The sequence below is a fragment of the Sphingobium abikonense NBRC 16140 genome, from assembly GCF_001598335.1.
Lineage (GTDB): Bacteria > Pseudomonadota > Alphaproteobacteria > Sphingomonadales > Sphingomonadaceae > Sphingobium > Sphingobium abikonense.
Map to the genome: position 1 here is coordinate 26,592 of NZ_BCYT01000023.1, position 19,831 is coordinate 46,422.

At 61.2% G+C, this 19,831-nt stretch carries 19 protein-coding genes, 2 tRNA genes and 1 pseudogene; 9 read left to right on the top strand and 13 right to left on the bottom strand.

Annotated features, from left to right (window positions below; genetic code table 11):
* Window position 1 precedes the first annotated feature (1 nt).
* Window positions 2-1,054, top strand: coding sequence for a sugar phosphate isomerase/epimerase family protein (locus SAB01S_RS16765; protein ID WP_062734439.1), 1,053 nt, complete (start codon window positions 2-4; stop codon window positions 1,052-1,054).
* Window positions 1,055-1,136: 82 nt separating this feature from the next.
* Here the strand turns inward: SAB01S_RS16765 and SAB01S_RS16770 are convergent, their stop codons facing one another.
* The 3 genes from SAB01S_RS16770 to SAB01S_RS16780 form a co-directional block, all read right to left on the bottom strand.
* Window positions 1,137-2,060: a sugar phosphate isomerase/epimerase family protein gene (locus SAB01S_RS16770; RefSeq protein WP_062734441.1), complete on the bottom strand. Its 924-nt coding sequence runs from the start codon at window positions 2,058-2,060 to the stop codon at window positions 1,137-1,139.
* Between the two features lie 18 nt (window positions 2,061-2,078).
* Window positions 2,079-3,035: a sugar phosphate isomerase/epimerase family protein gene (locus SAB01S_RS16775; protein ID WP_062734443.1), complete on the bottom strand. Its 957-nt coding sequence runs from the start codon at window positions 3,033-3,035 to the stop codon at window positions 2,079-2,081.
* A gap of 61 nt (window positions 3,036-3,096) precedes the next feature.
* A complete protein-coding gene (locus SAB01S_RS16780; protein WP_062734445.1) occupies window positions 3,097-3,870 on the bottom strand; it encodes a sugar phosphate isomerase/epimerase family protein in 774 nt (257 codons plus the stop codon).
* Between the two features lie 146 nt (window positions 3,871-4,016).
* Here SAB01S_RS16780 and SAB01S_RS18540 point away from each other — a divergent pair, with 146 nt between their 5' ends.
* Both SAB01S_RS18540 and SAB01S_RS18235 read left to right on the top strand, forming a co-directional pair.
* The gene (locus SAB01S_RS18540; protein ID WP_157078381.1) at window positions 4,017-4,157 is read left to right on the top strand and encodes a hypothetical protein; all 141 of its coding nucleotides are present in this window, start codon (window positions 4,017-4,019) and stop codon (window positions 4,155-4,157) included.
* Between the two features lie 12 nt (window positions 4,158-4,169).
* Window positions 4,170-5,096, top strand: coding sequence for an RHS repeat-associated core domain-containing protein (locus SAB01S_RS18235; RefSeq protein ID WP_500797399.1), 927 nt, complete (start codon window positions 4,170-4,172; stop codon window positions 5,094-5,096).
* 381 nt (window positions 5,097-5,477) lie between these two features.
* On the opposite strand, the gene SAB01S_RS18545 is transcribed toward SAB01S_RS18235, so the two are convergent.
* Window positions 5,478-5,717, bottom strand: a complete 240-nt coding sequence (locus SAB01S_RS18545; RefSeq protein ID WP_157078382.1) for a hypothetical protein — start codon at window positions 5,715-5,717, stop codon at window positions 5,478-5,480.
* A gap of 225 nt (window positions 5,718-5,942) precedes the next feature.
* On the opposite strand from SAB01S_RS18545, the gene SAB01S_RS16785 reads away from it, so the two are divergent.
* Complete coding sequence (locus tag SAB01S_RS16785) at window positions 5,943-6,386, top strand: DUF6641 family protein (RefSeq protein ID WP_062734447.1); 444 nt, start codon at window positions 5,943-5,945, stop codon at window positions 6,384-6,386.
* Window positions 6,387-6,704: 318 nt separating this feature from the next.
* Here SAB01S_RS16785 and SAB01S_RS16790 read toward each other — a convergent pair.
* Window positions 6,705-6,779, bottom strand: a tRNA-Gly gene (locus SAB01S_RS16790).
* Window positions 6,780-7,096: 317 nt separating this feature from the next.
* Here SAB01S_RS16790 and paoA point away from each other — a divergent pair.
* From paoA to paoC, 3 genes are read left to right on the top strand one after another with little or no spacing between them, the layout of a single operon-like run.
* A complete protein-coding gene (gene paoA, locus SAB01S_RS16795) occupies window positions 7,097-7,729 on the top strand; it encodes an aldehyde dehydrogenase iron-sulfur subunit PaoA (RefSeq protein WP_062734449.1) in 633 nt (210 codons plus the stop codon).
* Complete coding sequence (locus tag SAB01S_RS16800) at window positions 7,726-8,682, top strand: FAD binding domain-containing protein (protein ID WP_062734450.1); 957 nt, start codon at window positions 7,726-7,728, stop codon at window positions 8,680-8,682. The genes paoA and SAB01S_RS16800 overlap by 4 nt, the downstream gene beginning before the upstream one ends.
* Window positions 8,679-10,883: an aldehyde oxidoreductase molybdenum-binding subunit PaoC gene (paoC, locus tag SAB01S_RS16805; protein ID WP_062734451.1), complete on the top strand. Its 2,205-nt coding sequence runs from the start codon at window positions 8,679-8,681 to the stop codon at window positions 10,881-10,883. The genes SAB01S_RS16800 and paoC overlap by 4 nt, the downstream gene beginning before the upstream one ends.
* 71 nt (window positions 10,884-10,954) lie before the next feature.
* Here paoC and SAB01S_RS16810 read toward each other — a convergent pair whose 3' ends face one another.
* Together SAB01S_RS16810 and SAB01S_RS16815 are read right to left on the bottom strand one after the other, a co-directional pair.
* Window positions 10,955-11,347, bottom strand: a complete 393-nt coding sequence (locus SAB01S_RS16810; RefSeq protein WP_062734453.1) for an acyl-CoA thioesterase — start codon at window positions 11,345-11,347, stop codon at window positions 10,955-10,957.
* Window positions 11,347-13,431, bottom strand: a complete 2,085-nt coding sequence (locus SAB01S_RS16815) for a S9 family peptidase (protein ID WP_062734454.1) — start codon at window positions 13,429-13,431, stop codon at window positions 11,347-11,349. The genes SAB01S_RS16810 and SAB01S_RS16815 overlap by 1 nt, the downstream gene beginning before the upstream one ends.
* 110 nt (window positions 13,432-13,541) lie before the next feature.
* Here SAB01S_RS16815 and SAB01S_RS16820 point away from each other — a divergent pair, with 110 nt between their 5' ends.
* The gene (locus SAB01S_RS16820) at window positions 13,542-15,323 is read left to right on the top strand and encodes an aminopeptidase P family protein (protein WP_062734455.1); all 1,782 of its coding nucleotides are present in this window, start codon (window positions 13,542-13,544) and stop codon (window positions 15,321-15,323) included.
* Between the two features lie 3 nt (window positions 15,324-15,326).
* Here SAB01S_RS16820 and SAB01S_RS18695 read toward each other — a convergent pair whose 3' ends face one another.
* Window positions 15,327-15,467, bottom strand: a complete 141-nt coding sequence (locus tag SAB01S_RS18695) for a hypothetical protein (protein WP_169802582.1) — start codon at window positions 15,465-15,467, stop codon at window positions 15,327-15,329.
* Window positions 15,468-15,583: 116 nt separating this feature from the next.
* Between SAB01S_RS18695 and SAB01S_RS16825 the strand changes: the two genes are divergently transcribed.
* Window positions 15,584-15,658: transfer RNA gene (locus SAB01S_RS16825), tRNA-Thr, on the top strand.
* 412 nt (window positions 15,659-16,070) lie between these two features.
* Here the strand turns inward: SAB01S_RS16825 and SAB01S_RS18240 are convergent.
* The 5 genes and pseudogenes from SAB01S_RS18240 to SAB01S_RS16850 all read right to left on the bottom strand — a co-directional run.
* A pseudogene (locus SAB01S_RS18240) lies at window positions 16,071-16,567 on the bottom strand (IS21 family transposase); the annotation flags it as partial.
* Between the two features lie 303 nt (window positions 16,568-16,870).
* On the bottom strand, window positions 16,871-17,269 hold the full coding sequence (locus SAB01S_RS16835; protein WP_062734458.1) for a Rid family hydrolase: 399 nt from the start codon (window positions 17,267-17,269) through the stop codon (window positions 16,871-16,873).
* Between the two features lie 118 nt (window positions 17,270-17,387).
* Window positions 17,388-17,969, bottom strand: coding sequence for a TMEM175 family protein (locus tag SAB01S_RS16840; RefSeq protein WP_062734468.1), 582 nt, complete (start codon window positions 17,967-17,969; stop codon window positions 17,388-17,390).
* Window positions 17,970-18,021: 52 nt separating this feature from the next.
* Complete coding sequence (locus SAB01S_RS16845; protein ID WP_157078383.1) at window positions 18,022-18,768, bottom strand: DUF1275 family protein; 747 nt, start codon at window positions 18,766-18,768, stop codon at window positions 18,022-18,024.
* Between the two features lie 134 nt (window positions 18,769-18,902).
* Window positions 18,903-19,831, bottom strand: a 929-nt coding sequence (locus SAB01S_RS16850) for a tyrosine-type recombinase/integrase (RefSeq protein WP_062734462.1), incomplete at its 5' end; no start/stop codon positions are given.

Consider the following 19,831-nt stretch of genomic DNA (forward strand, 5'->3'; position numbering starts at 1 on the left):
CATGAAGACGATCAAAGGCCCCGCCATCTTCCTTGCCCAGTTCGCGGGCGACGCAGCGCCGTTCAATAGCCTTGACTCGATTGCTCAGTGGGCAGCCGGCCATGGCTATAAAGGCATCCAGATCCCAAGCTGGGACGCGCGGCTTTTCGACCTTGTAAAGGCTGCGGACAGTCAGGATTATTGCGACGAGGTCAAGGGCATCGCCGCCGCCCACGGCTTGGCGATCACTGAATTATCGACCCATCTTCAGGGCCAACTGGTCGCGGTCCATCCGGCCTATGATGCGCAGTTCGACGCTTTCGCCGCGCCGCATGTGCGCGGCAATCCAGCGGCGCGCCAGCAATGGGCGGTGGAGCAGGTTCAGATGGCGGCGGTCGCTAGCCGCCGCATGGGTCTGAACGCGCATGCGACCTTCTCCGGCGCATTGGCGTGGCCCTATGTCTATCCATGGCCGCAGCGTCCCGCCAGTCTGATCGAAGATGCCTTCGAAGAACTCGCGCGGCGCTGGAAACCTATCCTTGATGTGTTTGAGGATAATGGCGTCGACGCCGCGTTCGAACTGCACCCTGGCGAAGACCTGCACGACGGCGTCACGTTCGAGATGTTTCTCGATCGCGTGGGCGGCCATGCGCGCGCGAACATTCTATACGATCCCAGCCACTTCGTGCTGCAACAGCTCGACTATCTGGATTTCATCGACATCTATCATGACCGCATCAAATGCTTCCATGTGAAAGATGCCGAATTTCGGCCCACCGGGCGCGCGGGCGTCTATGGCGGCTATCAGGGGTGGGTGGACAGGCCCGGCCGCTTCCGTTCGCTAGGCGACGGGCAGGTCGATTTTCCGGCGATCTTCTCGAAGATGGCGCAATATGATTTTGCCGGGTGGGCGGTGCTGGAATGGGAATGCGCTCTTAAGCATCCCGAAGCCGGCGCGGCCGAAGGCGCGCCCTTCATCGCCCGCCACATCATCGACGTCACCGAGCATGCTTTCGATGACTTCGCCAGCGGCGGCGCAGACCGCGACCTCAACCGGCGCCTCATGGGATTTTGACGGCGACAAAAAAAACGGCCCTGCGCTTTGTCCCTAGAAGGGGCAAAGCGCAGGGCCGTTCTGACTCTACGGTGCATCAATGTCAGTCGTAGATCGGTCGCAGCTCGTTATCGAGATAATAGCGGGTCAGCGCCATCGAGGCGAGCAGGTCGGGCGATCCGTCATATTCGATGCCCATCCAGCCCTTGAAGCCATGCTTCTTGAGCAGCGCATAGAGGCCCTTGAGGTCGAGTTCGCCTAGCCCCGGCTCCCAGAACCAGCGCGTACCGTCATCGGTGATTTCCGGGTCTTGCGAGTAGCGCACGCTGTCGGGCTGTCTGGCTGACGCCGTGTCCTTGAGATGGAAGGTGCTGATCCGGTCGTGATAGGTGTCGTAAAAGCTCAGAAGATCCTCGCCCATGATCGAAATCTGCGCCGTATCGATGCAATAATGGACCAGCTTTGGATCGGTTGATTCAATCAGTTCGCGATGATTGGGCAAGTTGATCGCACAGAAAAACTCATTGTGCAGCCCGATCTTCACGCCATGATCGGTGGCATAGAGGCCGATCTCATTCATGACCTTGGCACATTGCTGCACCTCTTCGCGCGTGAGCGGGCCCGATCCGAAATAATTCTGCGTCGGGCAGGTGTTCATATAGGTGCCGCCAAACTTAACGATTGTGTCCACCGCCTCACGGCCGGACTTTACCGCCTCGTCGAAATGATCTGCCGCGTGTGAGGCATGGGCGCCATGGAACATGCCAATCACCTCGACGCCGCGATCCTTGGCGAAGGCCGCGAAGTTTTCGGGCGATCCGAACAATGGCAGGATGTCGGCCAGGTCCCAGGGCGCGATCTCGATCCCGTCGAAGCCGAGCGCCGATTGATATTTCAGGATCTTGTCCCAGTCGGAATAATAGGCCGTATTGGTCTTGTCCTCATAGTAGAACTCGCGAAAATTCGGGATTTCGCGGTAGGGAACGGCCTTCCAGTGGCACATATTGGCATAGCGGATATTGGGCATGGCGGGACTCCGTCCGGCTTAATTCTGAAGTTGGTTGAGGAGAGCGCGGGTGCGCAGCAGTGCGCGGAATGGATCGCGCGTCTGGCGGGCGCTGCACATGATCGGTCCGGCATAGCCCAGCCGATCCAGCAAGGAGACGATCTGGCGCAGATCGACAGTACCGGTACCCGGATCGCGGAACACCTGGGTTGCACGCTGTTCGGGGAATTCCGGGTTGGCGGTTTTCCAAGTCTCGGCGTCGTCAACGAAGCTGGTGTCGGTCAGATGCACGCAACCGATGCGGTCGATCTGCGCCGTGATGAAGTCGGCGGGGTCAATGCCGGCGATGGTCAGGCTGGCAGTGTCCACGTCAAGCTTCACGCTTGACGGCAGGGCATCCAGCAAAGGCAGGATGCGCTCGCCACGGAACAGGCTCCAATATTCGTTGCGCAGGACGAGGGTAACGCCCGTTCCTTCTGCCTTTTCCGCCAAGCCACGCAGCATATCGGTCTCCCGATCGGCGAAGGTCGCGATCTTTGCGTCGATGTCGGGATGATAATGAGCGATGCGCCCATAATAGGCCGAGGGGCTGATCGCGAAATAGTCCGCGCCAAGGTCCGCCGCATGGGCCAGCGCCTCGCCGGCGAAATGTCCCGACGCACCGAAATAGAAGTCGATGCTGCCGTTCCGCATGAACAGGTTCGGATCGAAGGTCACGCCAGCCACATGGTCGATGCCGGCTTCCGCCAGCTTCGCCCGGTAATTGGCGGCATCGCCATATTTTGTGTTGATGCAGTAGCGGTTCATGGGGACGCCGCTGCGCCCGCCGAACTGCCATACCGGCTCATAGGGAATCTCGATCGCGCGAAAGCCGCTGGCGCGGATCAGCGGATATAGCTCCTCCCAAAAATATTTGCTTTCGTACCGATTGCGGTTCGGTTCCTGATAATGGCGATTGATCAGATCGAGGCTGATCCCAATTTGCTCGCTGTTCATGGTCGTTCCCAATGAGATTAAATTGCTGCGCATGACGGTTCTTTCAGGCTGGACCCGACGCTCAGTCGGCCAGCATCCGCCGCGATTGTTTCAGTGACTGCTCCATTGGAAGGGTCGGGAAATATTCGAGGCCAATGGCGCCGGCATAGCCAAGGTCGCGCAGAATTCGCGTCACGTCGGCCCAGTCGAGGCTGCCGGTGCCAGGCTCGTTCCGATCGGGCATGTCGGCAACCTGCACATGGGCGACCAGATGCATTCGTCCCTTCAGCACCTGAGCCATATCCTCGCCCATGACGGCGCTATGCCATACGTCATAGAGCAGGCGAAGATTAGGGCTGTTGACCGCCTCCACCAAGTCCAGTCCGAGCGTCGTGCTGACCAGATACATGGTCGCGAACAACTGCGTATTGAGCGGTTCGAGCAGTAGCATCACGCCCGCTGCCTCCGCCTCGTCAGCGGCGGCGCGCAGGGCGGCGACGGCATTGGCGAAATGTTCCTCTTCGCTCATGCCCTCGACACGGAACCCGGACGCGACGATCAGATTGGGCTTGCCCAGGATCGCCGTGGCCGCGATGGTTTCGCGCACCGCTGTGACCATCTCCTCGCGTTCGGCCGGATCGACGATGGAACGACGGGGATCAACGCACAGGCTGGTCAGCCGCATGCCCGTTTCGGCCAAGGCCCGGGCCATGGCGTCGACGGGCTTGTCCCGCCACAGGTGAAATTCCGCCAGCTCGAGTCCCGCGGCCTTTGCCGCACGCAGACGTGCGTCCAATTCGCCAGCTTCCGCGAACTGCCACTCGATACAGGATGATATTTGATATGCCGCAGACATGAGGATCCTTTCCCATTCTACGGCCCCGTGATGCGAACGCATCCGTATGCCTGGCGGTGCATCGCCCGCTATTTTGTCTGCGGCGCTTTACAGGAACCGGCTCGAAAATCAATCCCTGTCACACGGCATTTGCGGGGGCAGCGACTATGGAGGGGATCGTCTTCCGGCAAAATCACATGGCGGACGATGGCGCGATTGGTAAAGCACGCAGCCAAATTTTTCCCCGGTTTCAATATGATGTCGCCCTTTCCGCAAAAGACGGTGGGGGCCGGATCGACCAGCGGTGACCGCGTGAACCTGTGGCGATAGTTTCGCGATATGAGGGCAGTGCGTTCGCTAGCGGCAATCGCCGGATACTGCGTGCCGATCATCAGGGCAGCATCGTGTCGGTAGCCGAAAGCGCTGGCACGAGCATCGCCATCAACAGCTATGATGAATGGGGTAATCCAGGGCCAGGCAATGTGGGGCGGTTCGCCTATACCGGGCAGATCATTCTTCCCGAACTGGGTCTGTACCACTATAAAGCACGGGCCTATTCACCGCGTCTCGGGAGGTTCCTCCAGACTGATCCGGTCGGCTATGATGATCAGATCAATCTCTATGCGTACGTCGCAAATGATCCGGTTAATCACGCCGATCCCACTGGAACATATTCATGCGGCAGTAATCTGTCCAATTCGCAATGTGGTCAGTTTAAGGCGGCGCAGAACGAAGCGATCGGTGCAATACGTGGGGGCATGGCAACTCTACAATCAGCGCGCGATAAGATGGCTGATGGGGGCAAGCTCAGTGGTTCTGAACGAGGCGCGGTGCGTGAAGTTGGGAAATTTTTCGGCTCATCTAACGCCAGTGTCAAAGGTATAGATAGAGCTTTGTCCAACGCAGGAAAAGGTTTAGGGGAATTGCAGGGATCAAAGCCAGCCTTTGCAGGAAATAATGGTCAAATGGCTCAGGCTAGAGCTGGATTTGGTGTCGAACTAAATCGAAAGAATTTCTTTGGGGCTTCAATAGGACATCAGGCTTTCGTCTTAGCCCATGAGGCCGGCCATACCTCTCGCATAGCTCCTAGAGATTTTGGCAATACGGACGGCGTGGTTACAGTAGGCCCTTATGGTTACACAAATGCCGTAACCCGCGCGTCCCGGTGGCCATCTAGCACATTCTCTCATCCAGACACTGTTCCGTATGCGTTTGGCTTGAGGCGTCCTGGAGAGCCAGACGAATGACTGGACTTAGATTTGAATATATCGCGACTTTTATAGTCGTGATGGCGTCGGTGTCATGTCATCCATCGGATGATACTATATTCAGTCATGACGGGATATATATCCGCAAAACAGTTAAGGATAGAAAATACGTTTCTATTTCGATTAGAAGCGAAAATGTAGAATATGATTGCATTAATATTTCAGGAATAACGGGTGACAATGAGGATTTGGTAGGAAATATCGATAATGACATAATTAATAAGTCTGAGAGGAAATATAGTTCATCTGAGATAACTATGTTCGATAATAAGCCGGAACCTAAAATAATGAATTTAGACAGTTCATTTAAAAAGATAGAATTTAACTTTTCAAAATACAATTATGTTATGTTTCCGATTTTCAACTGTGAAAATTTCCGGAAAAACCTAGATCAGATTGTTTACATCTATACCGATCCGAAGAAGCATCAAATGTAAGTGTTCTCTCGCCGATGGCCCCGACCTGCGCGCCATCGCGCAGGCCGAGGGCCCCGGCGAGGCGGGTGCGGCTGTCGGTATAGAGGGCGGCATGGGACCGCGCGCGGCTGATGGCGACATAGGCGGCGCGGGTATCAACGGTGTTGGTGCGGAAGCTCTCCATGTGCGCCATCACCCGATCGCACGTCGCGCTCAGACGGCATAAATAATTCGCACTTAACCCGGTCGGACATGGCAACGGGCAAGGCTGAAAGGCAAGGACAAGTCCGCTACCGCTGCGTTGGAAGTCCAATTTCATGCGACAGTCGCAGATCGCCACAGGCACGACCCCGTTGTCCCTTCGCATAATCCAAAGGACGGCATGGAAACCAACAATAGGAGGTTACCCATGTCGCTGCTGTCTTCGCTAGATCTCGTCCAGTCCAATGCCGCCGATATGCGCACCAAGGGCATCAGCACGATGCGCCAGAAGCTGATCGACCGGATCAGCGATCAGATCGCCTTGGTCGAGGCGATGGCATCGGGCCAGGCATTCCAGCGCGTCAAGTTTCGCCGCGTCCGTGATGAGGCAAGCGACGAGGTGACGGAAACGCCAGTCCGCACGCGCGTCCGGCCATGGTGGTTGCAGGATAAGGACGGCACAATCCTCGTGTGGATCAAATATGGCAATCAGACGCTCGAACTCGCCAAGGGCAAGACGGCGATCCGGGTCAAGACGATGCAGGAATTGACCAAAACCTTCGAAACGGTGCGCGAGGCCGTCCGCGCCGGAGAATTCGACACACATATCACCAACGCCGTGGGGACGTTCAAAACGCGCTTTGGCAAGTAAGCGGCAAAAGCGTCCCCCTCCGCCGCAGGGGGACGCTTTTTGTCATTCGTCAGGCGGCTTTGTTCAGGTCCTCAAGGGACCAGTCACGTGATTCCTCAACAATTTCGTCCGCAAGCTGCGATGCGGATGGCGCTCCGAACTCTCCTCGCTCGGAAGTCGGGATAGCACCGGCCAAGCTGCCAGATTCTACAATATGTCTGGAGCTCAACTCCGCACTAAACCCAACAATCCGTCCCTCATATTCGGTATCCGTATGCGATCCGTATATGGTAGATTTTGCTATTTTGGGAAACAGGGGTGCTGCTAACCCCTTGAAACTGGAGCGGGCGAAGGGATTCGAACCCTCGACCCCAACCTTGGCAAGGTTGTGCTCTACCCCTGAGCTACGCCCGCTCTGGCGGCCGGAGGATGTGTTCCTCTCGGCGGGTGGCGGCGAACTAGCAGCGGTCTGCCATGGGGGCAAGGGGAGAATTGCAGAAAAATGAAATTATCCTTCAAGGCGGAAAATATGGATGATATGTCATCGCCTTATTGCCCTCGACCGGTCTCGACCGAATAGGGCGAGGATAGTCCTGACGTCCGTTCAAGCCGGCTTTCCACCTGGCCTGAAACCGCTTATCATCATGCCACCAGCGAAACTTTTTCCTGCGGCGGATCATTTCCCGCCGCGCTTCGTAATCATCGACAGATTGAGAGGGGACGGACCAGCCATGACATCCGACCATGTTACCCGCCGCGGGCTATTCCAGGGCGGCGCTGCGCTTGCGGCGACGGTTCCGCTCATGGCCCCGGCGCATGCCGCACCGTCCGCCCCCGCCAGCAAAGGAACCCCGATGACCGCTGTCGAACTCACCGTGAATGGCCGGGAGGTCCATCTGCAACTGGACCCGCGCACCACCCTGCTCGACGCGCTGCGCGAGCATCTCAAGCTCACCGGCACGAAAAAAGGGTGCGATCATGGCCAGTGCGGTGCCTGCACCGTGATCGTCGAAGGGCGGCGGATCAACAGTTGCCTGACGCTCGCGGTGATGCATGACGGCGACGCCGTTACTACGATAGAAGGGCTGGGCAGGCCCGAGGCGCTGCACCCCATGCAAAAGGCCTTTGTCGTCCATGACGGCTATCAGTGCGGCTATTGCACGCCGGGGCAAATTTGTTCGGCCGTGTCGGTGCTGGAGGAAATCAAGGCGGGCATTCCGAGCCACGTCACGGAAGATCTCGACAAGGTCGCGTTCAGCGAAGACGAGGTGCGCGAGCGAATGAGCGGCAATATCTGCCGCTGCGCCGCCTATTCCAACATTGTCGCCGCGATCAGCGACGTCGCCGGGGAGGCCAAGGCATGAAGCCCTTTACCTATGAACGCGCAACGAGCGTGGAAGCGGCGGCCAAGGCGGCGGCCTCGGTTCAAGGCGCGCGCTTCATTGCCGGCGGGACGAACCTGCTCGACCTCATGAAATTGCAGATCGAAACTCCGACCCATCTGATCGATGTCAATCGGCTGGGTCTGGATCGCATCGAAAAAACCGAGGAGGGCGGGCTGCGCATCGGCGCGCTGGTGCGCAACACCGATCTGGCGGCGGACAGGACGGTGCGGCGCGATTATGGCGTGCTCAGCCGCGCCCTGGTCGCGGGCGCGTCGGGCCAGTTGCGCAACAAGGCGACGACCGCGGGCAATCTGCTCCAGCGCACGCGCTGCCCCTATTTTTACGACATTCGCATGCCCTGCAACAAGCGCAAGCCGGGCAGCGGTTGCGGCGCGCTCAAGGGCATGAGCCGCAGCCTGGCGATATTGGGTGTGAGCGACGCCTGCATCGCCCAGCACCCCAGCGACATGGCCGTGGCAATGCGCCTGCTGGATGCGCAGGTCGATACCGTGGCGGCCGATGGCGCGAAGCGTGCCATCCCGATCGCCGATTTCCACCTGCTTCCCGGCGACACGCCGCATCAGGAAACGGTGCTTAAAGGCGGCGAAATCATCACGTCTGTGACCTTGCCCAAGCCGATCGCGGGCACCCACGTCTATCGCAAGGTGCGCGATCGCGCCTCCTACGCGTTCGCGCTGGTGTCGGTGGCGGCAATTTTCGGGAAAGACGGGAGCGCCCGTTTCGCGTTCGGCGGGATTGGCGCCAAGCCATGGCGCAACTCGCAGGCAGACGCCGCCGCGCCGCAGGGTGCAAAAGCGGTGGCCGACGCCGCACTGGCCGGCGCACGGACGACAGAGCATAATGATTTCAAGAAGCCGCTGGTCGAACGGACGCTGGCGTCGCTTTACCGTCAGCAGGAGGCACGGGCATGAAGTTCGACACCCCCGCAGGGCCGAACCCGATCGACAAGGGTCGCGTCATCGGCATTCCGCATGACCGCATCGACGGCGCAGCCAAAGTGACGGGCACGGCGGCCTACGCCTATGAACGCCATGACGCCGCGCCTAACGCCGCCTATGGCTGGATCGTCGGGTCCGCGATTGCGAAGGGCCGTATCGCCGCCATGGACCTGACCGCGGCGGAGGCATCGCCCGGCGTCCTGGGCATCGTCACCCATGCCAATGCCGGCAAGCTGTCGAAAGGCAATATGAACACCGCGCATCTGCTGGGTGGACCGCAGATCGAACATTATGAGCAGGCGCTGGCGCTGGTCGTTGCCGACACATTCGAAAATGCGCGCGCCGCCGCGGCCCTCGTGCGCATCGACTATGCGCCGGAAGACGGCAAATTCGACCTGGCGGCCGAGCGGCTGAACGGCGTCATTCCACCACAGGGCTTCGGTGGCCCGGCCGATACCAAGGCGGGCGACTTCGACGGCGCCTTTGCCAAGGCGGCGGTCAAGGTGGAACAGACCTACACGACGCCGGATCAGAGCCATGCGATGATGGAGCCCCATGCCAGCATCGCTGCCTGGAACGGCGACAAGCTGACGCTGTGGACGTCGAACCAGATGATCGCCTGGAGCGTGGGCGACATGGCCAAGACATTGGGCATTCCCAAGGAGAATATCCGTTTCGTGTCGCCCTATATTGGCGGGGGTTTCGGCTCCAAGCTGTTCCTACGCGCGGACGCTCTGCTCGCGGCGCTCGGCGCGCGGCAAGTCGGGCGCCCGGTCAAGGTCGCCATCGCCCGTCCGCAAATCCCCAACAACACGACCCACCGCCCGGCGACGATCCAGCGTATCCGCATCGGTGCGGACGAGGATGGCGTGATCGACGCGATCGCCCATGAAGTCTGGTCCGGCGACCTGCCGGGGGGTGGCGCGGAAACGGCGGCGCAGCAGACCCGACTGCTCTATCGCGGTGAAAATCGCATGACGGCGCACCGGCTGGTTACGTTGAACCTGCCCGAAGGCAATGCCATGCGCGCGCCCGGCGAAGCGGTCGGGCTGCTCGCGCTTGAAGTCGCCATGGACGAACTGGCGGAGGCCTGCGGCGTCGACCCGGTCGAACTGCGCATCCGCAACGATGTGCAATTTGATCCCGAAGCCGGCCCGCAGCGGCCCTTCTCCAGCCGCAAGCTGGTGGAATGCCTGCGCGCCGGCGCGGATCGCTTTGGCTGGAACAAGCGCAACCCCAAGCCGGGACAGGTGCGTGACGGCCGGTGGCTGGTCGGCATGGGCATGGCATCGGCCTTCCGCAACAACCTGACGGAAAAGTCGGGCGCGCGCATCGGCGTCGACGGGATGGGCAAGGTCATTGTCGAAACCGACATGACCGACATCGGCACCGGCAGCTACACGATCATCGCCCAGACCGCCGCGGAGATGCTGGGCGTCGACCTCGACCAGGTAACGGTGCGCCTGGGCGACAGCCGCTTCCCGGTGTCAGCGGGGTCGGGCGGCCAGTGGGGCGCGAACAGCTCCACCGCCGGCGTCTATGCCGCAGCCATGGCGCTGCGCACCAAACTGGCCGAAAAGGCGGGCTACCCGGCGGACCAGGCGCAATTCGAAGACGGGCTGGTACGAATGGGGAACCAGTCGCAGACCTTGGCGTCTCTGGCTGGCGCACAAGGGCTGTGGGCCGAGGACAGCATGGAATATGGCGACCTCGACAAGAAATATGCGCAAGCGACGTTCGGCGCGCATTTCTGCGAAGTCGGGGTCGACATGGACACCGCCGAAGTCCGCATTCGCCGCATGGGCGGCGCCTTTGCGGCAGGGCGTATCCTCAACCCCAAATCCGCACGCAGCCAGGTGATTGGGGCGATGACCATGGGCGTCGGCGCTGCGCTGATGGAGGCACTGGACGTCGACACCCGTTTCGGCTTCTTCGTCAACCACGACATGGCCGAATATCAGGTGCCGGTCCATGCCGACATCCCGCATCAGGACGTGCTGTTCGTCGATGAATTGGACGATAAGAGCTCGCCGATGAAGGCCAAGGGGGTGGGCGAGCTGGGCATTTGCGGTGCAGGCGCGGCGGTGGCCAACGCGATCTACAACGCCACCGGCATCCGTCTTCGCGACTACCCGCTGACGATCGACAAGCTGCTCAAGGCGCAGGCGGCCTGAGGCGCGGAAAATATCCATTCGTTTCGAGCGTGGTCGAAAGCCATATGGTTCTCGACCACGCCCGGGCGACCTCACACGAAGTTCGCCGCCACCTCTGCCGGAACGCGTAAGATTCTGCCGGACGCCTTGTCGATGATCGCCCAGGTGGATTTGGCCGCGACCTTCACTTTCCCGTCAGGCCCTGTAAATTCGATCATCCGGTCGAACCGCGCCCCGCGCGGTCCTTCGGGGATCCAGGTGCGGGCCGTCACCTGCTCCCCTTGCTTCACATTGCCGCGATAGTCGACTTCGTGCCGGGTCACGACCCAGATATAGGCTTCGACATGGGCGGGGTCCGCATCCTGTCGCCAATGCTCTACCGACACCTGCTCCATCCACTGAACCCATACGGCGTTGTTCACATGGCCGAGCTCGTCGATATGCTCTGGCAGCGCTATGATCTGCTTGGTGAAGGAGGATGCCATCAGCCCTCCACCCCCAACTGCCAAAGGATGAAGGCGAATTCCTCCGCCGTTTCGTGCAGGCTTTCGAACCGACCGGACTTGCCGCCATGGCCCGCGCCCATATTGGTCTTGAGCAGCAGGATATTGTCGTCCGTCTTGGTCGCGCGCAGCCGCGCCACCCATTTCGCCGGCTCCCAATAGGTGACGCGCGGATCGTTCAGCCCGGCCGTCACCATCAGCGGGGGATAATCCTGCGCTTTCACATTGCCATAGGGATCATAGGACTGGATGGTGCGGAACGCCGCCGCGTCCTCGATTGGGTTGCCCCATTCCGGCCATTCGCCCGGCGTCAGCGGCAGGCTGGCGTCCAGCATCGTGTTAAGCACGTCAACGAACGGGACATGAGCAACGACCGCGCCCCACAGGTCGGGATCGGAATTGATGACCGCGCCCATCAGTTCACCGCCGGCCGATCCGCCCGAAATGCTCACGCGGCCCTTGGCGGCATAGCCGCGTTCGATCAGCCCCTTTGCGACGTCGACAAAGTCGGTGAAGGTGTTGGTGCGCTTGTCCAGTTTGCCGTCCAGATACCATTGCTGGCCAAGGTCGTCGCCGCCGCGGATATGCGCGATCGCGAAGGCGAAGCCCCGGTCGAGCAGCGACAGGCGGCTGGTCGAAAAGCCCGGCTCCATCGCCATGCCATAGGCGCCATAGCCATAAAGGTGCAGCGGCGCGCTGCCATCCTTGGGAAAATCGGCGGGATAGACGATCGAGACCGGGATGTCCGTCCCGTCGCGCGCCGGGATCATCAGTCGTTCGGTCGCATAGCGACTGGCGTCATAGCCGGACGGTATGTCCTGGACCTTCAACACCTCCAGGTCGCCGCTGTTAAGATGATAGTCGTAGATCGTGTCGGGCGTGACCATCGATTCATAGCCGATGCGCAGCTTCGTCACGTCATATTCGGGATTGTCGTCCAGGCTCGCCGAATAGCTTGCTTCCGGGAAGGGGATGCGTTTGGCCTCATGCGTCGCATAGTCGCGCAGCTCGATCTGGTCGAGCCCGTCTTGCCGCCCTTCGGTCACGTAGAAATGCTTGAACAGGGTGAAGTCGGTCAGGTAAAAATGCGCGTCCGGGCCGATCACTTCCTGCCATTCGCCCGGTGCCTCCAGCGTCGCCTTCACAAGACGAAAATTGGGGTGGTTGTCGTTGGTGCGAATATAGAGCGTGCCCTCATGTTCATCCACGTCATATTCGCGGCCGGGCTGTCGCGCCGACACCAGTAAAGGCGCGGCGGTGGGATCATTGGCCGGCAGCAGCCATGCTTCGCTGGTCACATGGTCGCCCGTCGCGATGACGATATAATTTTCCGAGGATGTAAGGCCAATGGATACGCGAAAGCCCTCATCATCCTCGTGAAACAGCTCGACATCGCTCGCAACGTCCTGCCCCAGCCAATGCAGCCGGGCATTGTCTGTGCGCCAGTTGTCATTAGCAAGACCATAAAGCAGCCCCTTGCTGTCAGACGTCCAGACCAGGGACGACAAGGTTCCGGGGATGACTTCCGGCAACAATGCGCCGGTTTCCAGATCCTTGATCCGCGCTTCGAACCGTTCCGATCCGTTGGTGTCGATCGCATAGGCGAGGTAGCGGCCATCCGGGCTTACCGACAGCGCGCCGAGACGAAAATAGTCGTGCCCTTCCGCCAGCGCCGGTTCGTCCAATATCAGCTGGTCATGTCCGCCCGCGACGGGGCGGCGATACCATTTGCGATATTGGGCGCCGATTTCGAAGGCCCGCCAATAGACATAATCCCCATCCTTTTGCGGGACGGACTGGTCATCTTCCTTGATGCGGCCCTTCATCTCCTGAAACAAGCGGTCAACCAGCGGCTTGTGCGGCGCCATGGCGGCTTCGAACCAGGCGTTTTCCGCCTCCAGATAGGCAAGCACATCCTTGTCGGCGACGTCAGGATAGCCGGGATCGCGCAGCCAGGCATAGGGATCGTCCACGGTGATGCCATGATGGGTCACGCTATGATCCCGGCGCGGGGCGATCGGCGGGGAAAGTTTTGGGGACGGGACGAGCTGCATAGGGTCGGTCATTAACTATCCATGTTCCAGACGGGGGCCGCGCTGGTATATGGCGGCGTGCCTCTCTATGTTGTCGACATTGTCGCCGGCGCAAGAGGCCGGAATGATCCAAGGAATGACCAATGTCCAGTTATGAAGATCGCCTCAAAGCCCTGCGCGCCCAGCTGGTGCGCCAGAAGCTGGACGGCTTCGTGGTGCCGCTGACCGACGAGCATATGAGCGAATATGTCGGCGCCTATGCCCAGCGGCTCGCCTGGCTGACGGGGTTTCAGGGGTCGGCGGGCAGCGCCGTGGTGCTGCCGCAGGAAGCCGCGATTTTCGTCGACGGCCGCTACACGCTGCAGGTGCGCGAACAGGTGGACGGGGCGCATTGGCAATATGAAAGCGTGCCGCAGACCTCGATCGCCCAGTGGCTGAAGGATCATGCCGGACAGGGCGCGCGGATCGGCTATGACCCTTGGCTGCACACACGCAGCTGGGTTCGCCAGGCGACAGAGGCACTGGCCGAACAGGGCGCGGAACTGGTTGCGGTGGACACGAACCCGATCGACGCCGTCTGGCCCGATCGCCCTCTGCCCAGCGATGCGCGCCTGGTCGTTCATGATGATCGGTTCGCGGGACGGAGCGCGGCGGAAAAGCGCGCCGCGATGGCCGATTGGCTGACGTCGAAAAAGGCGGATGCCGCGATCTTGTCGGCGCTTGATTCGATCGCCTGGACCTTCAATATCCGGGGCAAGGACGTGGATCGCACGCCCGTCGCTCTGGCCTATGCCATCGTCCATGCCGACGCGACGGCCGACCTTTTCGTCGCGCCGGAGAAAATGGATGATGCCGTCGCCCAGCATCTGGGCAATGGCGTGCGCATTCATGATCGCGCCGCCTTTGCCGATGCGTTGGCGGACTTGCGGGGCAAGAGCGTCGTCGCGGACCCGGAACGCGCCGTCGCCGCCATCTTCGAGGCGCTGGAGCAGGGCGGAGCCAAGGTGCTGGCGCTGCGCGATCCGGCGGTCCTGCCCAAGGCGATCAAGAACGACACCGAAATTGCCGGGCACAAGGCCGCTCAAGCCCGCGACGGCGCGGCGCTTAGCCGGTTTCTCCACTGGCTGTCGGTCGAAGCCCCCAAGGGCGGCCTTACCGAATTGTCCGCCGCCGACAGGCTGGAGGCCTTCCGCGAGGATACCGGCCTGCTGGAGGACCTGTCCTTCGACACGATCAGCGGGGCCGGCCCCAATGGCGCGGTGGTCCATTATCGGGTTGAGGAAAAGACCAACCGCCCGATCGAAACCGGCACGCTCTATCTGGTGGATTCAGGCGGCCAATATCGCGACGGCACCACTGACGTTACGCGCACCATCGCGGTGGGCGAGCCGACAGCGGACATGCAGCGCCATTTCACGCTGGTGCTCAAGGGCCATGTCGCGCTCGCGCGCGCCATTTTCCCCAAGGGCACGCGCGGCGGTCAGCTCGACATCTTGGCGCGGCAATATCTATGGGCCGAAGGGCTGGATTACGCCCATGGCACCGGTCATGGGGTGGGCAGTTTCCTGGCGGTGCATGAAGGGCCGCAGCGTATCGCCACATTTGGCGGCGGCGATGAGCCCTTGGTGCCCGGCATGATCCTTTCCAATGAGCCTGGCTATTACAAGACTGGCGAATATGGGATCCGCATCGAAAATCTCGTCCTGGTGGAGGAGCGTGCGATCTCGGGTGCGGAAAAGGAGATGCTGGGCTTTGAAACGCTGACCTTCGCGCCGATCGACCGGGCCTTGATCGCGGTCGACATGCTGAGCGCCGACGAGCGCGCATGGGTCGACGCCTATCACGCCAAGGTGCTGGATGTGGTCGGGCCGCAACTGGATGGCGACGCACTGGCATGGCTGAAGGGCGCCTGCGCGGCGCTTTGAGTTCTAGCGCCGGGACGGGTTGGGCGGGGGCACAGCCGTCGCCTCTTCCCGAACCGCGTCCCGGTTTTGTGCCTTGCGCCGGCGCAGATTATCCCGCAACGCCTGCGCCAGCCGCGCCTTTTTCTCGTCCTGCGTTTCAGCCATGACAGCGGCATAAGCAAAATGCGCCGTCCGCCGCAACCCGCCTTGACATGCGCTGCGTTGGCAGCCATAGGCCCGGCCTCCAACGCGCAGATGATGCCTTGGACTTGAAATAGAGTGCTGCCGTAGCTCAGTGGTAGAGCGCATCCTTGGTAAGGCTGAGGTCGTGAGTTCAATCCTCACCGGCAGCACCATTTTTTCAATGATCAAGAACTCGCCCGGGCAGGACTAACTTGGGTAGCTGAACGCGCCCAGCGCGATGAGCGGGTGTGTGATCCGAAGTCCGTCGGCAGCCTAGCGGCGTAGACGATTCAGGAACCCGAACCGGAGCGGGGGAAAGACCTGTAGCAGTTTTTGGTTGGTCGCCTGTGTGATCACACCACCTTGGCTTCGCATGGAAATTGGAAGGGTGCCTGAATCACCAACAAGCCGGGGCAGCCATCACATGCAGTCTGCTCCCAATATGCTTGGTCATGCTGAAAATAAGCGCACCAGACAGCCGCATGACGCGTCGACATCAGGCCAAAAAGGCGACCGTAAAGCTGGTCTTTCAAACATCGCATAACTGGGCCTAGACCCGACGTGCGGTCGCCCCGGGGTTTGTACCCGCACAAGGAAGGCCCGGCTGTAGCTGAGCTTGAAGTGGGCGACTTGCAGCTTGGTGCGCACGCCGCCGATGATCGCCCAGTCCTCGCTCCAATCGAACTGGAATGCTTCCCCCAGTGCGAAGGACAGCGGCACGAATGTCCCGCGCCCGCTCATCTGTGGCTCAGAACGATGATCATCGCGCCAGTTCCGGGCAAAGGCCACCACCCGATCGTAGGAGCCGTCATAGCCCAGGCTGACCAGATCAGCATGCAACTGCTTCATCGTCCTCTTCTGCTTGCGGGTCCGACCATCTCCCGTCTCAGCCAAGCTGACACCCGCTCCGCGAACGGGTCCAGTTTGCTCGGCCGATCGGGCAGCCTGAACCGCTGCTCGATCGTGTCCGAACGTCGTTATTCACGGATCGTGTTACGTGACAGCCCGGTACGCCGCGCAATCTCGCGGATCGAAAGATGATCGCGGAAATGCCAGCGCGGGATTACGCTTAATAACGCCATGTCCAACACTCCATAACCCCTCGCTCGTCAAAGTCAGGGGTGAGTTCAACATGGGGTCACTTCTCAGTGGAAATATCACCCCTTCCCGGGTCAACTCTCAGCGGCACTCAACAACGACCCCTACGTGGGGCCGGAGCAGCTCGCCACGAGCCAGAAGTGGATGGTGGGGCCGCTGGAGCTGTTCCGAATAGACGGTGCCTGCTACTTCATCGCTCGGAACGCGCCTAGGCAGTATAATTTCGCCGTGATCGCGTTCCTGCGGCGGCTCGAGGCGGAACGCCGCGCCTCCTGAGGTGCCGCTCGTCAGGCGAGGATCGCCGTGCCCCTGATCTCTATCCGCATCGCGGGCAGCCCGAGCGCCTCCACCCCGGTCTGCGTCCAGATCGGCGGTCGAGCGGGCATATAGTGGCGGAACAGGCGTGCGATGGTGCCATTCACCTCGGGCGGGAAGCTGCCCACGTGATACGAGTTGACGTGCACCACGTCCTGCCACGTGGCGCCGGCAGGTGCCAGCGCCAGTTCGACGTTTCGGAACGCCTGCTCGAGCTCCTCCTCGATCCCCTCGGGGATCGCCAGGTCGTCGTCCCAGCCCTGACCCGACGTCTCGACGCGATCGCCGATCCTGAGAGTCTGCGCCATGTGGAGCGCCTCGAAGAGCTTTTGGCCGGCGCCAGGGGTGACGAACGTCTTGGGCGAGGTCATGGGTGATCTCCTAACTTCTAAGCGACGAGTTGAACGCCTCATGTCGTTCAGCTTGGCAGTTGTCTGACTACCGTGATCCGCTGCGTCGACCGCGGTCCATCCGAGCAAAGTTTGTGGGTCAGTTCTCCCGGTCGGCTCTGGAGACCATGCGACCATCGGGCGCGGCCCACCACGCGATGACCGCGACATAGATGGCAAGCGCGCCGAACCTGCTGACGAACGCCAAGGGGATGGCCGCGACGTAGAGGACCAACGTGGCCAGCCCCTTGCGATCGCGCCCTACGCCCTTGGCGACCCTCGAGCCGGGGCCATTGATGGCGATGATCGCGCGCTCCATCAGGTGGTAGAAAAGCGCGGCCATTCCCAGGACGATGCCGTAGGCGGCCGTGGGGACCACCGCGAAGTCGGTATCCTTGTTCCATCGGATCACGAACGGCACCAGGCTGAGCCAGAAAAGGAGCGCGAGATTGAGCCAAAGCACTCTGCCGTCGATGCTTTCGGTGGCATGCATCAGGTGATGGTGGTTGTTCCAGTATAGCCCGACGTTCACGAAGCTGAGCAGGTAGGCGCTTAACATCGGAGCGCTTTCGGGGAGCGCGGGGAGATCGCTGGAGCGAGGGGGCTCCAGATTGAGGACCATGATCGTGATGATGATCGCGATGACTCCATCGGTGAATGCCTCCAAACGCCTGCTGTTCATCGTGACCTCGACCGTGCGTATCGTGGTTTGAGGCTCGCAGCGCGCGGTACCGTCAGCGCCCCGCGGGCCGAAGCGCGCTGGGATGGAGGGCACACAGGGCGGTGCCGACCAGCACCAATGCGCCGGCGAGCACGAGCGCGACCACCAGCGACCCGGCGCGCACCACCAGCAGCGCGCCGAGCACGGCGCCGCCGAGTATGGAAAGGACGCTGCCGATCCGGCGCGCCCAGTTCGGATTGGCGCCGCCCGCCAGCGTGTAGTCCGCCGCGATGCCTGTGACGGTCAGCGTCAGCACCGTCGTGGTGAGGTCCGGAACCTTTAGCTGGCGGATGGTGGCGTTGCGGAACCCCATGGCAATCGAGGTCGCTGCGATGATCGCGTAGACCGCCCAGCGCGGCGACTGCCCGACGACATCGAACCCGAGCGCGATCGCCGCTGCGCCCCAGAGCAGCGCGGTCTCGATCGCTGCCGCCGTTAGAAGCCAGCGGCGAAGCGGCCCTGCGCTGAGTGACTTGCCCAAGCGTTCCGCCAGCAGCGCGCCTACCATGCCCGCAACATGATCGGCAGTGATGCCATGGATGCGCGTGTTGAAGCTGCTGAAATCATCCTTGGGATCGATCAGCGTCTCATATTCGAAGGCGATCGCGCCGCCGCGGAAGCCGACGATTCCGATCTGGCAGATGCTGCTCACACGGCCGCATGCGGTCTCGACATCTACCGCCACGAAATCGACCGCTCCGGGATCTACTGCGGAAACGGCTAGGGAGGTACGCGCAAGATCGGCGGACGAAAGGAACATACCAAGACCATAGCCTCCAACAGTGGCAGGTCCAAGCGGTAATGGTGCGCGCTGCCACGTTGATCTGGCGACGATGGGATGTGACAGAGCGAGCCTCTACCACATCCCGGCGCCATTGCGACAAGCCGTCTATATCAACCGGTCGGGCGTGCCGTCTTGAAGTCGGGGCGCAGCACCTTCCCGCCGTCTCGCAATTGGTCGAGATAATCCGACCAGCGTTGCATCATGCGCACCCGTTCATCCCAATATTCGCCGCGCGCGTAGGCACGCCGAACCTGGTTGGTGTCGACATGCGCCAGCTGTCGTTCGATAGCGTCGGGGTTCCACTCGCCCATCTCGTTGAGCAGCGTTGCCGCCATCGCCCGGAATCCGTGGGCGGTCATCTGGCCGCTCGTGTAGCCAAGCTTGCGCAGGCCCTGCTTGACGGCGTTCTCAGACATCGCCTTGCGCGGTTTGCCGAGGCACGGGAACAGGTACTTCCACCAGTGCGTGTGCTCGTGAAGCTCCTTGAGCATCGCGATTACCTGTCGTGACAGGGGCACGCGGTGCGGACGCCGCATCTTCATGCGTTCGGCCGGAATGAACCAGATGGCCTCGTCGAAATCGATGTCGGTCCACTCGGCCTGTCGGAGTTCGCCGGGACGCAGCAGCACATGCGGGGAGAGGCGCATGGCCATGACTGTCACCTTGTGCCCGCTGTAGCTGTCGATCGCCCGCAGCAGCGCGCCGACCTCGGACGGTCGCGTGATGGCCGCGAAGTGCTTCACCTTAGGCACGGCGATGGCGCCCCGAAGGTCGGCGGCGACATCCTTGTCGCAGCGAACCGTTGCCACGCCATAGCGGAAGACGCGACTGAGGACGCTGCGCATGCGCCGCGCACTTTCATAGGCTCCGGTCGCCTCGACCTTGCGAAGCACGGCGAGTGCCTCGTGCGGCGTGATCTGCGCGATCGGGATAGTACCGATCAATGGATACGCCTTGGCGAGCAGCCAGCGAATTTTGTCGACGGTCACGGGCGCGAGGCCATCCCGCTCGCATTTGATGAGCCATTCCTCGGCAACCG

Coding starts and splice junctions, on each gene's coding strand:
- SAB01S_RS16765 (WP_062734439.1), top strand. CDS start 2: ATGAAGACGATCAAAGGCCCCGCCATCTTCCTTGCCCAGTTCGCGGGC.
- SAB01S_RS16770 (WP_062734441.1), bottom strand. CDS start 2,060: ATGCCCAATATCCGCTATGCCAATATGTGCCACTGGAAGGCCGTTCCC.
- SAB01S_RS16775 (WP_062734443.1), bottom strand. CDS start 3,035: ATGAACAGCGAGCAAATTGGGATCAGCCTCGATCTGATCAATCGCCAT.
- SAB01S_RS16780 (WP_062734445.1), bottom strand. CDS start 3,870: ATGTCTGCGGCATATCAAATATCATCCTGTATCGAGTGGCAGTTCGCG.
- SAB01S_RS18540 (WP_157078381.1), top strand. CDS start 4,017: ATGGAGGGGATCGTCTTCCGGCAAAATCACATGGCGGACGATGGCGCG.
- SAB01S_RS18545 (WP_157078382.1), bottom strand. CDS start 5,717: ATGGAGAGCTTCCGCACCAACACCGTTGATACCCGCGCCGCCTATGTC.
- SAB01S_RS16785 (WP_062734447.1), top strand. CDS start 5,943: ATGTCGCTGCTGTCTTCGCTAGATCTCGTCCAGTCCAATGCCGCCGAT.
- paoA (WP_062734449.1), top strand. CDS start 7,097: ATGACATCCGACCATGTTACCCGCCGCGGGCTATTCCAGGGCGGCGCT.
- SAB01S_RS16800 (WP_062734450.1), top strand. CDS start 7,726: ATGAAGCCCTTTACCTATGAACGCGCAACGAGCGTGGAAGCGGCGGCC.
- paoC (WP_062734451.1), top strand. CDS start 8,679: ATGAAGTTCGACACCCCCGCAGGGCCGAACCCGATCGACAAGGGTCGC.
- SAB01S_RS16810 (WP_062734453.1), bottom strand. CDS start 11,347: ATGGCATCCTCCTTCACCAAGCAGATCATAGCGCTGCCAGAGCATATC.
- SAB01S_RS16815 (WP_062734454.1), bottom strand. CDS start 13,431: ATGACCGACCCTATGCAGCTCGTCCCGTCCCCAAAACTTTCCCCGCCG.
- SAB01S_RS16820 (WP_062734455.1), top strand. CDS start 13,542: ATGTCCAGTTATGAAGATCGCCTCAAAGCCCTGCGCGCCCAGCTGGTG.
- SAB01S_RS18695 (WP_169802582.1), bottom strand. CDS start 15,467: ATGGCTGAAACGCAGGACGAGAAAAAGGCGCGGCTGGCGCAGGCGTTG.
- SAB01S_RS16835 (WP_062734458.1), bottom strand. CDS start 17,269: ATGACCTCGCCCAAGACGTTCGTCACCCCTGGCGCCGGCCAAAAGCTC.
- SAB01S_RS16840 (WP_062734468.1), bottom strand. CDS start 17,969: ATGAACAGCAGGCGTTTGGAGGCATTCACCGATGGAGTCATCGCGATC.
- SAB01S_RS16845 (WP_157078383.1), bottom strand. CDS start 18,768: ATGTTCCTTTCGTCCGCCGATCTTGCGCGTACCTCCCTAGCCGTTTCC.